Origin of the sequence: Roseococcus sp. SDR (assembly GCF_019083995.1) — a bacterium.
GTDB lineage: Bacteria > Pseudomonadota > Alphaproteobacteria > Acetobacterales > Acetobacteraceae > Roseococcus.
Map to the genome: position 1 here is coordinate 180,199 of NZ_JAHRCU010000001.1, position 13,224 is coordinate 193,422.

At 71.9% G+C, this 13,224-nt stretch carries 15 protein-coding genes; 12 read left to right on the plus strand and 3 right to left on the minus strand.

Annotated elements, in window-relative coordinates; translation table 11 throughout:
• Window positions 1–26: 26 nt before the first annotated feature.
• Window positions 27–1,034, minus strand: a complete 1,008-nt coding sequence (locus tag KTR66_RS00895) for an alpha/beta fold hydrolase (RefSeq protein ID WP_213609402.1) — start codon at window positions 1,032–1,034, stop codon at window positions 27–29.
• A gap of 67 nt (window positions 1,035–1,101) precedes the next feature.
• Here KTR66_RS00895 and KTR66_RS00900 point away from each other — a divergent pair, with 67 nt between their 5' ends.
• The 12 genes from KTR66_RS00900 (at window position 1,102) to KTR66_RS00955 (ending at window position 10,805) form a co-directional block, all read left to right on the plus strand.
• Entirely contained in the window at window positions 1,102–1,653 is a 552-nt protein-coding gene (locus KTR66_RS00900; RefSeq protein ID WP_213609404.1) for a GNAT family N-acetyltransferase, read from the plus strand.
• A gap of 4 nt (window positions 1,654–1,657) precedes the next feature.
• A complete protein-coding gene (locus KTR66_RS00905; protein WP_371818965.1) occupies window positions 1,658–2,332 on the plus strand; it encodes an RNA polymerase sigma factor in 675 nt (224 codons plus the stop codon).
• A 2-nt stretch (window positions 2,333–2,334) separates the two neighbouring features.
• On the plus strand, window positions 2,335–2,982 hold the full coding sequence (locus KTR66_RS00910; protein ID WP_213609406.1) for an NrsF family protein: 648 nt from the start codon (window positions 2,335–2,337) through the stop codon (window positions 2,980–2,982).
• Complete coding sequence (locus tag KTR66_RS00915; protein ID WP_213609408.1) at window positions 2,979–3,635, plus strand: DUF3047 domain-containing protein; 657 nt, start codon at window positions 2,979–2,981, stop codon at window positions 3,633–3,635. Before KTR66_RS00910 ends, KTR66_RS00915 begins: the two co-directional genes overlap by 4 nt.
• Before the next feature lie 84 nt (window positions 3,636–3,719).
• A complete protein-coding gene (locus KTR66_RS00920; protein ID WP_213609410.1) occupies window positions 3,720–5,177 on the plus strand; it encodes an NAD(P)/FAD-dependent oxidoreductase in 1,458 nt (485 codons plus the stop codon).
• Entirely contained in the window at window positions 5,174–5,875 is a 702-nt protein-coding gene (locus KTR66_RS00925; RefSeq protein WP_213609412.1) for a TVP38/TMEM64 family protein, read from the plus strand. The genes KTR66_RS00920 and KTR66_RS00925 overlap by 4 nt, the downstream gene beginning before the upstream one ends.
• Window positions 5,872–6,651 (plus strand): DUF547 domain-containing protein, encoded by a 780-nt coding sequence (locus tag KTR66_RS00930; RefSeq protein ID WP_213609414.1) that lies wholly within the window; start codon window positions 5,872–5,874, stop codon window positions 6,649–6,651. Before KTR66_RS00925 ends, KTR66_RS00930 begins: the two co-directional genes overlap by 4 nt.
• A gap of 18 nt (window positions 6,652–6,669) precedes the next feature.
• The gene (locus KTR66_RS00935) at window positions 6,670–7,623 is read left to right on the plus strand and encodes a radical SAM protein (RefSeq protein WP_213609416.1); all 954 of its coding nucleotides are present in this window, start codon (window positions 6,670–6,672) and stop codon (window positions 7,621–7,623) included.
• A complete protein-coding gene (locus KTR66_RS00940) occupies window positions 7,623–8,381 on the plus strand; it encodes a hypothetical protein (protein ID WP_213609418.1) in 759 nt (252 codons plus the stop codon). The genes KTR66_RS00935 and KTR66_RS00940 overlap by 1 nt, the downstream gene beginning before the upstream one ends.
• Entirely contained in the window at window positions 8,378–9,232 is an 855-nt protein-coding gene (locus KTR66_RS00945) for a phosphate/phosphite/phosphonate ABC transporter substrate-binding protein (RefSeq protein ID WP_213609419.1), read from the plus strand. The genes KTR66_RS00940 and KTR66_RS00945 overlap by 4 nt, the downstream gene beginning before the upstream one ends.
• Entirely contained in the window at window positions 9,229–9,972 is a 744-nt protein-coding gene (gene phnE / locus KTR66_RS00950) for a phosphonate ABC transporter, permease protein PhnE (protein WP_213609421.1), read from the plus strand. The genes KTR66_RS00945 and phnE overlap by 4 nt, the downstream gene beginning before the upstream one ends.
• On the plus strand, window positions 9,969–10,805 hold the full coding sequence (locus tag KTR66_RS00955) for a metallophosphoesterase (protein WP_213609423.1): 837 nt from the start codon (window positions 9,969–9,971) through the stop codon (window positions 10,803–10,805). The genes phnE and KTR66_RS00955 overlap by 4 nt, the downstream gene beginning before the upstream one ends.
• Window positions 10,806–10,809: 4 nt before the next feature.
• On the opposite strand, the gene KTR66_RS00960 is transcribed toward KTR66_RS00955, so the two are convergent.
• Window positions 10,810–11,952, minus strand: coding sequence for an extracellular solute-binding protein (locus KTR66_RS00960; protein ID WP_213609425.1), 1,143 nt, complete (start codon window positions 11,950–11,952; stop codon window positions 10,810–10,812).
• Window positions 11,949–13,223, minus strand: coding sequence for a glycosyl hydrolase family 8 (locus KTR66_RS00965; RefSeq protein WP_213609427.1), 1,275 nt, complete (start codon window positions 13,221–13,223; stop codon window positions 11,949–11,951). Before KTR66_RS00965 ends, KTR66_RS00960 begins: the two co-directional genes overlap by 4 nt.
• Window position 13,224: the final 1 nt, after the last annotated feature.

Genomic DNA, 13,224 nt, shown 5'->3' on the forward strand with positions numbered 1-13,224 from the left:
GGGGGAGGAGGCTAGACCGGTTGGGTTCAGGCTTCCAGCCAGGCACGTGTCGCGGATTTCAGGAATGCCGTGTCCTCGGCGAAGCCCAGCGGATTGCCGGCGCGGTGGCCATTGATGCTGGGGATGACGCGCATCTCGGCCTGGCGCAGATGCGGCAGTTCGGCGGCATTGTCGGCCACGCGGAAATAGAGGTCCGTCTCGCCCGGCATCAGCAGCACGCGCGCCTGGATGGCGGCCAGCGCGCGGGTCAGGTCCCCGCCGTAGATCGGGTTGGCGGCGATGTCCCCCGCATCCCAGCAGCGCGCCTGGGCGTAGAGGTTCGCGGCGTCGCGCGCCGTCCAGCGCGCCTCCCACTGGTTCACCAGGAAGGCTTCGAGGCTGGGTTCGCTGACCAGGTGGCGGCCGGCGCGATAGAAATCCTGGCTCAGCGCCCAGCTTGCGTAGATGCGGCCATAGGCGCGGAGTGCGGCCATGGGCGGGGCGGAAAAGCGCCCGCCGCCGATGTGTTCCGGGGCGGCTTCCAGCACCGCCATCAGGCTGCGGAGAAACACCTGGTTGTGCACCGCGGTGCGCGCGCTGCCGCAGATGGCGATGATGCGCTCCACCGCCTCGGGGAAGATCGCGGCCCAGTGATAGGCCTGCTGCGCGCCCATGGACCAGCCATAGACGCAGGCGAGCCGCTCCACGCCGAACTGCTCCAGGAGCAGCCGACGCTGCGCCTGGACATTGTCCCAGGAGGTGACGAGCGCGGGGTAGTCCGGGTCGTTGGACGGGCTGGAGGAGAGGCCATTGGCGAACATGTCGGGCTGGAGGATGAACCAGCGCGTCGGGTCCAGGATGCCCTCCGGCCCGATCAGCCATTCCAGTTCCTGGTGCTGGGCGGAATAGCTGGTGGGGTAGAGGATGACGTTGTCCCGCGCGGGGGAGAGCGTGCCATGGGTCTTCCAGCTCAGCTTCGCGTCGCGGATCACCTCGCCCGAGAGGGTGGTCACGTCGCCCAGCGAAGTGAGGCCCGTCCGCGTCGGCCAGCCCATCGCACTCTCCTGTTTTTGAGACTGGCTTGGTGTAGCCGAGGCGGCGCCCGGGCGGATAGGGTCAGGCATGGCTGCCATCCTTCACACCAACCGCCTGGTCCTGCGGCCACCGGTCGCGGCCGATGGCCCTGCACTCGCCGCCATCAACGGCGATGCGGCGGTGATGCGGCATTTTCCGAAGCCGCTGGACGTGACGGAGAGCGAGGCCTTCCGCGAACGCATCGCGCGGCATTTCGCGGAGCATGGATACGGCTTCTGGGTGGTGGAGCGGCAGGGGGCGGTGGTCGGTCTGGTGGGGTTGCTCAACATCCCCTGGACGGCGTGGTTCACGCCCGCCGTCGAGATCGGCTGGCGCATCGCGGCCGCGCATCAGCGCCAGGGCTATGCGGAGGAGGCGGCGCGGGCCGCTTTGGCCCATGGCTTCGATGTTCTGGGGCTGGATGAGATCGTGGCCTTCACGATCCCGGCCAATGCCCCCTCCTGGGCGCTGATGGAGAAGCTTGGCATGGCGCGGGATGGCGGGTTCGATCACCCGAACCTGCCCGAGGGGCACCCCATGCGGAGGCACCTTCTCTATCGCCTGCGTGCGGGGGAGAGAAATTCTGTTCGGGCGGCGTAACCCTGTGCCCACCCCGCCCGTAACCGGGCAGGCGCTTTCGGGCCCGGCATCGGGCCGGGCGGGCGCGGCCGAGGATGACCGTGTCACGTCCGACCTTGTCTGGGATGGCCTCGCCGGCATGAGCGAGGCCGAGGAGCGGCCCGCGCGCGATGCCCGCTGGTCGCAGATGATGGCGCGCGCGCAGGCCGGCGATGCGCGCGCCTATGACGCGCTGCTGCGCGAATGCCTGCCGCTGCTGCGCGCCATCTGCCGGCGGCGGCTGAGCGACCCCGCCGAGGCCGAGGACGCCGTGCAGGACACGCTGCTGACGCTGCACCGGGTGCGCGCCACCTATGACCCGGCGCGGCCCTTCCGCCCCTGGATCGCCGCGATCGCCGAGCGGCGGGCGCTGGACCGGGGGCGGGGCGTGGCGCGTGGCCTGTCGCGCCACACGGTGCTGGAGGCGGCCGAGCATGTCGGCGCCGAGGGCGATGCCGAGCGGCGGCTGGACGCGGCCGAACTGCGTGCCGCGGTCGGCGAATTGCCGGCCTCGCAGCGCACCGCGCTGCAATTGACGAAGATCGAGGCCCTGTCGCTCGCCGAGGCCAGCGCGCGTTCGGGCATGTCGATGGGGGCGCTCAAGGTCGCCACCCATCGCGCCATCCAGACCTTGCGCCGCAAAATCGGCAAGGAGCCATGACCATGCGGACCGAAGAGCTCATCACCCAGTTGAGCCGCGGCTTGAAGCCGGTGCACCGGCTGCCTTCGCCGCTCGCGATGCTCGGGCTCTGGTGCCTGTTCTGCGCGGGCGTGATCGGCGCGGCCCTGCTCGTCTCTGGCCTGCGCGCCGATTTCGCCGCCTGGCTGATGGACGGGTTCGACCTCTATCACCTGATGTCCGCCGCGCTGGTGGCGCTGACGGCCGGCTATGCCGCCTTCCAGCTCGCCCTGCCCGACCGGGACCAGCGCTGGGCGCTGCTGCCGGTGCCGGCCGTGGTGGGGTGGCTCGTCACCATGGGCTGGGGCTGCCTCGAGGATCTGGCGCGGCTGGGGCCGGAGGCGCTGCAACTCGGCATCAGCCTGCCCTGTCTTGGCTTCATCATCGGGCTCGGCGTTCCGATGACGGTCGCCATCGTCTTTCTCACGCGGCATGCGGCGCTGCTGCGCCCGGTGCCGGTCGCGGCGCTGGGCGGGCTTTCGGCGGCGGCCTTCGCGAGCCTGGGCCTGACCTTGGTGCATGAGCTGAACGCGGCGGTGATGGTGCTGGTCTGGCATGGGATCGCGGTGCTGGTGGTGACGGCGCTGGGCGCCTTGGCCGGGCCGCTCCTGATGCAGCGCGCCGCGGTTTGACGAGCCGGCGCGGCGCGCTCGGCCTGCCGCTTGCGGCCCTGCTGGCCAGGCCTCGCACCGCCGCGGCCGAACCGCTGGACCCGCGCCTCAGCGGCGCGGGCTGGCGGCTGCAGCCGGTGCGTGGCCGCGCGGTCGCGCATTTCGCCTGGGATGAGGCGGGCTCCATCACCGTCACGGCGCGGGATGCCGTGGGCTTCCTGCTGCGCCCCTTTCCCGGCCCGCCCGGGCGCCTCGCCTGGCGCTGGCGGGTGGAGAGCGCGGCCCCGCCGAGCGATGCGGCGATCCGTGGCGCCGATGATCGCTCCGCCGCCGTGCATGTGCTCTTCGCCGCGAGCGGCCCGCTCTCCTTCATGCGCCGTGGCTTGACGCCCGAGGGCATGGCCGGGCGCGGCCTGACCTATTGCTGGGGCGGCGGGCCGCCCGGCCGGCGGCTGCCCAACCCCTATGCGCCGCGCGATGGCGCGGTGATCATCCTGCGGGGCACGGAGGCGCCGCTGGCGACCTGGCTGGAGGAGGTGGTGGATGTCGCCGCCGATCACCGGCTGGCCTTCGGCGAGGAGGCGCCGGCCGTGACGCATATCGCGCTCTCGGCCGATACGGATGATCGTGGGGGCCTCGCGGTGGCGCGCATCATGCCGCCGCGCTGGCTGTGACGATCGTGCTGCGATGCCCGCCGAAGGCGCGTAACCTTGCCGCCGGAGCCGGCGAACCCGGCACAGCGCAGCGACAGGCCCCGCATGACCCATGATGACATTCCGCCGGCGGCAGCCCGCCGGCCGCGCCTGAAGGGCGACGTGCTGCACGCCGATCTCTGCGTGATCGGCGCGGGCTCGGCCGGGCTCTCGCTGGCGGCGGGCGCGGTGCAGATGGGCGCCTCGGTCGTGCTGATCGAGAAGCACCGCATGGGGGGCGATTGCCTGAACACGGGCTGCGTCCCCTCCAAGGCGCTGCTGGCGGCGGCGCATGCGGCGGAGGCGGCGCGTGGAGCGGCGCGCTTCGGCGTGGATGTGGCCGCGCCCGTGGTGGATTTCGCCCGCGTGCATGCGCATGTGCAGGGGGTCATCGCGGCCATCGCCCCGCATGACAGCGTGGAGCGCTTCGAGGGGCTGGGCTGCACCGTGATCCGCGCCGCGGCGCGCTTCACCGGCCCGGCCGAGGTGGCGGCGGATGGCCAGCGCATCCGCGCGCGGCGCTTCGTGGTGGCGACGGGTTCGAGCCCCGCCATCCCGCCCGTGCCGGGCCTCTCCGAGACGCCCTATCTGACGAACGAGACGATCTTCGAGCTGACCGAGCGGCCGGAGCACCTGCTGGTGCTGGGCGGTGGCCCCATCGGCATCGAGATGGCGCAGGCGTTTCGCGGCCTCGGTTCCGAAGTCACCGTGATCCAGCGCGGCCCCATCCTGCCGCGCGATGAGCCCGAGGCGGTGGCGATCCTGCGCGAGGGCCTGACGCGCCAGGGCATCACGCTGATCGAGGGTGCGGAGGTGGCGCGCATCGCGCCCGGCCTGCGGGTGACGCTGGCCGATGGCACGGAGATCGCCGGCTCGCATCTGCTGGTGGCGGCGGGGCGCAAGCCGCATCTGGATGGGCTGGACCTGCCGCTCGCGGGCGTCGAGACCACGGCGCGGGGCATCACGGTGGATGCGCGGCTGCGCTCCAGCAACAGGCGCGTCTTCGCGGCGGGCGATGTGGCGGGCGGGCCGCAATTCACCCATGTGGCGGGCTATCACGCGGGCGTGCTGATCCGGAACATCCTCTTCGGCCTGCCCGCGAAGGTGGATTACGCGGCCCTGCCCTGGGTGACCTATTGCGACCCCGAGCTCGCGCATGTGGGCCTGACCGAGGCCGAGGCGCGGCTGGCGAGCCACCCGGTGCAGGTGCTGCTGCAGCCGCTCGCCGGCAATGACCGCGCGGTGGCCGAGCGCAGCACGGAGGGGCTGGCCAAGATCATCCTGGGCGGCGGCGGGCGCATCCTGGGTGCGACGATCCTCGCACCCCGCGCGGGCGAGATGATCGGCCTCTGGGGCCTCGCCATCCAGCAGCGGCTGAAGATCGGCGCGGTCGCGCAGATGATGGCGCCCTATCCGACGATGTCGGAGCTTTCGAAGCGCGCGGCGGGCGGCTTCTACACGCCCTCGCTGTTCTCGGCGCGGACGCGGCGCATCGTGGGCTGGATCCAGAGGCTGCTGCCATGAGGCTCCTGCGGGACAAGCGGCTCTGGCTGGCGCTGGGCGTGCTGGCCCTGCTCCTCGCGTTGCGCGCGGCGGGCCTTGGCGAGCTGCTCTCGCTCGATACGCTGGCGCGGCACCGGGAGGCGCTGGCGGGATTCGTCGCGCGCAACGCGCTGCTGGCGGCGGGCGGCTTCGTGCTGGTCTATGCGGCGGCGGTGGCGCTCTCCGTCCCGGGGGCGATCATCCTGACGCTCGCGGGCGGCTTTCTCTTCGGCGCGGTGCTGGGCACGCTGCTCACGGTGCTGGGCGCCACCATCGGCGCCACGCTCGTCTTTCTCTTCGCGCGCACCATCTTCGGCGAGAACGCGCTGGACCGCTTCGGCGCGCCGGCGCAGCGCCTGGCCGAGGGCATCCGCCGCAACGCCGCCTCCTACCTGCTGGTGCTGCGCCTCGTGCCGCTGTTTCCCTTCTTCCTCGTCAATCTCGTGCCGGCCTTCGTCGGCGTGCGGTTGCCGATCTACGTGCTCACCACCTTCTTCGGCATCATGCCCGGCACCTTCGTCTTCAGCCTCAGCGGCGCGGGGCTGGGCTCCATCCTGGATGCGGGCGGCACGCTCGACCTCGGTTCCGTGCTCACGCCGCAGATCCTGGGCGCGCTGTTGGGGCTGGCCGCGCTCTCGCTCGCCGCCATCCCGCTGAAGAACAGGTTTGCCGCCAAATGATCCGCCGTCGCAGCCTGGCCGCCGCGCTGCTGATCCCGGCCGCGGCCGGCGCCGCCGAGCCGGGGCTCGACGCGCTGCTCGCCCGCTACGCCGCCACGCCGGCCGATGGCGTGACGCGCGTCGCCTATGCGCGCTGGAAGGCAAATGCGGCGGATATGGCGGCCCTCGATGCCTGGATCGCCGAGGCGGCCACGCGCCGCCCCTCCGCCATGCCGCGCCAGGAGGCCTTCGCCTTCTGGGCCAATCTCTACAATGCGCTGACGCTCAAGGTCGTGCTGGAGCGCTATCCCGTGCGCTCGATCAAGGAGATCCGCTCGACCGGCGTGGGCCTCGATCCGCGCCAGTTCCTCGGGCCCTGGCGCACGCGCCTCGTCACCATCGAGGGGGCGCGGCTATCGCTCGACGATATCGAGCATGGCACGATGCGCCCGACCTTCCGGGACCCGCGCGTGCATTACGCGGTGAACTGCGCCTCCATCGGCTGCCCCAACCTGCCGCTGCGCGCCTGGCGCGCGGCGAGCCTGGAGGCGGATCTGGACGCCGCCGCCCGCGCCTTCGTGAACCATCCGCGTGGGGCCGCGTTGCTCCCTGGCGGGGGGTTGCGCGTCTCCTCCATCTATCGCTGGTTCCGCGAGGATTTCGGCGGCGATGATGCGGGGGTGATCACGCATCTCGCACGCTACGCCGCGCCGCCACTGGCCGGCGCGCTGCGAAATCTCACCCGCGTCACGGAAGATGCCTATGATTGGGCGTTGAACGACGCGACACCGAACTGATTCCCGGAGAGCACCGCCTTGTCCCTTCGCAGCCAGACCACGACGCCGCTCCTGCCCGGCAAGTTCCAGGACCCGGTGCTGACGCTGAAGGGCGAGCGGCGCGCGACGGTCGCGCTCACTGCGTTGGAGACGCTCTGGTTCAACACCGGCACGCTCTGCAACATCACCTGCGCCAATTGCTACATCGAGAGCAGCCCGCGCAATGATGCGCTGGTCTATCTGAGCGCTGCCGAGGTGCGGGCGTATCTGGACGAGGCCGCGGATTTTCCGGTGCGCGAGGTGGGCTTCACCGGCGGCGAGCCCTTCATGAACCCCGACCTCGTGCCGATGCTGGACGATGTGCTCTCGCGCGGGCTGAGGGCCCTGGTGCTGACCAATGCGATGCAGCCCATGCGGCGCTATGCCGCCCAGCTCCTGGCGCTGCGCGCGAAGCATGGCACGGACAACCTCATCCTGCGCGTCAGCCTCGATCATCACGACGCCGCCATCCATGACCTCGAGCGCGGCGCGGGCAGCTTCGCGCGCACCATGGAGGGGCTGGTCTGGCTGGCGCGCGAGGGGTTCCAGCTGCACGTCGCGGGCCGCGCGGGCTTCGGCGCGGAGGATGAGGCGGCGATGCGCGCGGGCTTCGCGGGCCTCTTCGCCGAATGGGGCATCCCCGTGGACGCGCATGATCCCGTGGCGCTGATGCTCTTCCCCGAGATGGATGCGGGGCGCGACGTGCCCGAGATCACCGAGGCCTGCTGGGGCATCCTCAAGAAATCTCCGGATTCGATGATGTGCGCCTCCTCCCGCATGGTGGTGAAGCGCAAGGGCGCCGCGCGCCCCGCCGTTCTGGCCTGCACGCTGCTCGCTTATGACGAGCGCTTCGAACTGGGCGCGACCCTGACCGAAGCGGCGCGGCCCGTCTCGCTGAACCATCCGCATTGCGCCACCTTCTGCGTGCTGGGCGGGGCGGCCTGCAGCCGGTGATGCTGGACTTCGTGCCGCTCAGCGCGCGGCCGGACCTGGCCGATGCGCTGGACACGCCGGAATTCCGCGCGCTCTGGCCGGAATTCATGATGCATGACCCGGCGGCCGATCTGCGCTTCAGCGAGGCGGCCTTCGCGCGCTGGCTCGACTTCAGCTTCGCCATCCTCGATCCGGCCGCGCCTGATCGGCCGGTCGGTCGCGCCTTTTCCGTGCCCTTCCGCTACACGGGCGAACTGCCCGATTCCGGCTGGGATGGCGTGATCCGCATGGCGCATCTGGATGCGGCGGCCGGCCGCGCGCCCAATGCGCTGAGCGCGCTCGAGATCACGCTGATGCCCTCGCATCGCGGGCAGGGGCAATCCGCGCTGATGATCCAGGCGATGCGTCGCCATGCCGAGGCGCGGGGCCTCAGCCATCTCTTCGCGCCCGTGCGCCCCACGGCGAAGGCGCGCGAGCCCTTCACGCCCATGGCCGACTACCTCGCACGCCGCACCCCGGAGGGTTTCTCGGTCGATCCCTGGGTGCGGTCGCATGAGCGCATCGGCGGGCGCATCGTGAAGATCGCGCCGACCAGCATGGTCATCCCCGGCACGCTCGCCGAATGGCGAAGCTGGACGGGGTTGCCGCTCGATCGCTCCGGTCTTGTCGCCATCGAGGGCGGGCTCACGCCGCTGCATGTGAGCCTGGAGCAGGACCACGCCGTCTATGTCGAACCCAATCTCTGGATCGAGCATCCGATGAAAGGCCCCGCCGCATGACCTCTCGCCGTTCCTTCCTCGCCGCGCCGCTTCTGCTGCCGGGCTTGGCCGCCGCCCAGTCCCGCGCGCCGATCCGCTTCGCCGTCGGCCCCTTCCAGCCGACGGCGGGCGATACCCGCCGCGCCTTCGAGCCCTTCTTCGCGCATCTCGCCCAGGCGCTGGGCCGGCCCTACGAACTGACCGTCACCACCGATTGGGCGGGCATTGCCGTGGCACTCGGCTCGGGCCAGGTGGATGCGGCCTGGATGGGCCCCTGGGGCTATGTGCTGGCGCGGGACCGGGCGCGGGCCGAGGCCTTGGCGACGGTGCTCTATCAGGGGCGGCCCACCTATCACGCCATCATCCTGGCCCGCGCCGGCCTCACCATCGCGCGCTTCCCGGATGATGCGCGCGGGCTCTCCATCTCCTTCGCCGATGCGGGCTCGACCAGCGGCTGGCTCATCCCGCATCACTGGTTCGCGCAGCAGGGCATCGATGTGCGCCGCTTCTTCCAGTATCGCGATGGCGCGAGCCATGCGGCCAATGTGATCTCGGTGGCCTCGGGCCAGGTGGATCTCGCCACCGATTTCGACCGGAACTTCAATGCCATGCTGGCCTCGGGCCGGGTGCGGCCGGAGCAGGCGCGCATCGTCTGGCAGAGCGAGCCGCTCCCCAATGACGCGCTGGCGGTGCGCCACGACCTGGATGCCGCGACGAAATCGGCGCTCTCGGCCGCCGCACTCGCCATCACGCCCGAGCAGGCGGCGCGCGTCATGCCGCCAAACTACACGGGCTGGGTCCCGGCCACACCCACCACCTATGCGCTGATCGAGGCGGCGGGGCGTTCGCTGGGGCGGCTGCGCACCTCGTGAAGCCTGTCGGCTGGCTTGCCTTCCTGGCACTTCTGCTGGGCTCGGCCTGGGTGGTGGCGCCGGACCCCGCGCGGCTCGCCGCCGGGCTGCCGCGCCTCGCGGGGTGGCTCGCCGGCGCCTGGCCGCCCGATTTCTCGGAACCGCGCGACATCGCGCGCCGCGCGGGCGAGACGCTGGGCATCGCGACACTGGGTACCTTCGCGGCCGCCCTGATGGCCGCACCGCTCGCGCTGGTCGCGACCCGCCAGGTGACGCCGAGCTTCGCCCTCTACCACCCGCTGCGCGCCGTGCTGGATGCGCTGCGCGGCGTGGATGGCTTCGTCTTCGCGCTGCTCTTCGTGGCCGCCGTCGGCCTCGGTCCCTTCGCCGGCATGCTGGGCGTGGCGCTGCATTCCGCCGGCTCCGTCGCGAAGCTCTGGTCCGAGGCGATGGAGGAGGCCGACCCCCGCCCGGCCGAGGCCATCCTCGCCGTGGGCGGCTCGCGCTGGCATGTGGCGCTTTGTGCGCTCGTGCCGCAGACGCTGCCGCAGAATCTGGGCGGGCTGCTCTATGTGTGGGAGGCGAATATCCGCGCCTCCACCGTGCTCGGCCTCGTGGGTGCGGGCGGCCTGGGGCAGGAATTGAAGAACGCGGTGGACCTGCTGGATTTCAACCGCGTGCTCGCCATCCTCATCGTCATTGTCGCACTGACCCTGGCGGCGGACCGCATCAGCGGCGCGCTGCGGAGAAGCCTCGCATGATCCCGCTCATTCGCCTCGATGCGCCGATGCTCGTCTTCGGCGGCCCCTATTCCAACCTCCAGGCGACGGAGGCCGTGCTGGCCGAAGCCGCGCGGCGCGGCATCGCGGGGGACCGCATCCTCTGCACCGGCGATGTGGTGGCCTATGCGGCCGATGCCGCGGCCTGCTGCGAGCTGATGATGGAGAGCGGCGCGCTGGTGCTGATGGGCAATTGCGAGGAGAACCTGGCCGCCGAGGCCGAGGATTGCGGCTGCGGCTTCGAGGAGGACACGGCCTGTGACCTGCTCTCCCGCGCCTGGTACGCGCATGCCAACCGGCAGGTGACGCCGCGCCACCGCGCCTGGATGGGCGGGCTGCCGCGCCAGCTGCACCTCGAATTGCCCGACCGGCGGCGGCTGGCCGTGCTGCATGGCGGTGCGACGGAGATCAGTCGCTTCCTCTTTGCCTCGGCGCCCGAGCCGGTGCTGCTGGAGGAGCTGGCCGAGACCGCCTGCCAGGGCGTGATCGCCGGGCATTGCGGCATTCCCTTCGCGCGGCGGCTGGCCGGCGGCGGGCTCTGGCTCAATGCGGGGGCCGTCGGCATGCCGGCCAATGACGGCACGCCGCGCACCTGGTTCTCGCTGCTGACGCCGGGGCCGCGTTCGCTCACCGTCGAGATCCTGCCGCTCGACTACGACCATGCGGCCGCCGCCGCCGCCATGCGCGCGGCGGGCCTGCCGGAGGGCTATGCGGCGGGGCTGGAGAGCGGGCTCTGGCCCTCCTGCGACGTGCTGCCGAGCGTCGAACTGGCCGCGCGCGCAAGGGCGCTGGCGCCGCAGCGCCTGGTCTGGTGAGGCTTCAGGGCGTCTCGCCGTAGCGCGCGCCGATCAGGTCATCCCAGGCGCGCAGCATATAGGCGCGGGCCGAAGGGCTGACGGGTGTGGCGACGGCGCGGCCGGTCAGGCTGTCCCTGAGCGCGGGGGTCAGGGCTGCCGTCAGCAGGCGGTCGGTCGGCTCGGTATCGGTCACGAGCGGGCCGGTGCCGGGCAGCAGCCCGCGGCCGAAGACACGGCGCTGCATGCTCGGCTGGCGCAGGAAGGCGGCGAGCGGCTCGGCCAGGTTGCGCCGTTCCTCCGGCACACCGCGCGGGATCGCCAGGATCAGGCTGTGCGGCAGCAGCGGCGCCGCCGCGAAGGGCGTGCAGAGCGTGTCATCCGGCAGGCCCCCCTGCGCCATGGCGAGCAGGTAGGGCACCAGCATCACGGGGGCGAGGTCCACGCCGCCATCGAGGAATTCCGCCGCCGCCGCCTGGCCGGAGCTGGGATAATAGGCGACGTGGCGGCCGAGCTCGGCCAGATAGGCCCAGCTGTTGGTCCAGCCGCGGCGCGGGTCGAGCGGATCGGCGTCGTTCAGCAGATAGGGCAGGCCGAGCACGAAGGCCTCGCCGAAGCGCGACTGGCCGGGCCGCGTGTACTGGAAGCGCTTGGGGTTCTGCCGGGCGTAATCCATCAGCTCGGCCGCGTTGCGCGGCGCCACGGGCAGGACGGAGCGGCGGTGCAGCAGCACCGGGCCCCCCGGCACGGCGCCGAGCACGAGGCCGGTCGTGCCGATCCGCGCCTGCACCAACTGGCCGACCTCGGTCAGCGTCGGCGTATTGGCGGCGAGCATGGCAGCCGGCACCTCGGACCAGAGGTCACGCGCCGCCCCCAGCGCATGGCCGGTGATGTTGGTCAGCACCGCCTCGGCGCCGGGCAGGCCGGCCTCCACCTCCTCCTGGAGTTCGGTCGCGATCCAGGGCAGGGGCTCGGTCCGCACGGTGCCGGCGGGCAGGGTGAAGTCAGGTTGCTCGTTCAGCTCCTCCAGCACGCTGGAGTTCAGCCGTGGCGCCTCGCCGGCGATGACGAGGCTGAGGCCCGCCGCGGTCGGCGCAGCGTTCTGGGCGCGCGCGGCGGCCAGCGGCAGGGTGGCGGCGATCAGGCCGCGGCGCGTGAGGGCGCTCATCGCGGTGGCACCAGGCCGCGCAGGCCGGGGGTCACGCCGCGCACCTCATGCTGGTGGGCATGCAGGTTGCGGGCCCATTGCGCCTGGGCGGGGGTGATGACGGGCAGGGGTTCGGCCTCCTCCTCGGCCGGGTCGCCGCGCCAGCGGGACCAGGCGGCCTGGGCTGCGCCCATCAGGCGCTCGGTGCGGCTGGGGGGTGTGGCGGGTGTCGGCGGCACGATGGCGGGTGGCTCGATCGCCATATGCGGCGCGATGCGGGTCTGCAGCACCAGTGCCGCGCCGAAATAATCCGGCGCATCGGCCACGCCGAGCGGCGCTCCCACGCTCTCGTTGAAGCGGCTGCGGACCAGCGCATGGATCGCGCGGATGCCGGCATGGCCGGGATAGGGCGCGATTTCCCCCGTGTTCAGATCCACCCAGGCGGGTGGGCGGCGCGGATGGTTCGGGAAGTCCCAGAAGCCGCGCGAGGACGGGAGAGGCACGGCGTCGAGCTGCTGCCAGACGAGGTTGAGCGGCACGCGCACCGCGTCCCAGGCGAAGCGGTTGGGCCATCGGCTGGCCGCCACCGGCGGGCCGCCGTGGGTGGGCAGCAGCAGCCAGTCGGGCGGCAGGCGCCAACGGCCGAAGGCGGCCTCGTTCATCAGTTGCAGCCCGTCGCGTTCCAGCGCCGCCCAGCGCGCATCGGGCACCACGCGCGAGAGGGCGCGGAGAGCGGGAAAGGCATAGTAGGAGAGGTTGATGATGACGCCCTGCGCATCCTGGAAGCCATGAATGCCTGGCAGCAGCAGCGTGCGGCCACGGAATTCGATGACGCAGCAGCGCAGGATGTCGGCCGTGATGCGCTGCGCCTGCTCGCGATAGGCGGGCGCGTCCCAGCGTTCGCTGGCCAGCAGCAGCGACCAGGCGATGAAGATGTCGCCATCCGTCGCGTTGTTCTGGTCGGTCACGCCGGCGCGGCTATTGGGGTCGAAGCGCCAGGCGGAGAGGCTGTCGCTCGGGCGGCTCAGCGTGCGGCGCGTCCAGTTCCACATCTGGTCGAAGCGCGCGCGGTCGTTGAAATGCACGGCGAAGAGCATGGAATAGCCCTGGCCCTCGCTGTGCGAGATGCCGCGATTGGCGGTGTCGATGATGCGGCCCTCCGGGGCCAGGTAGCGCCGGAGATAGGCCTGCCATTCGGCGGGGCCGGGCGCGGGCGGCGGCGCGGCATGGGCGAGGTTGGGCAGGAGGGCCGCCAGCAGGGTGAGGACGCGGAGCATGGTGGCCAATGGCATG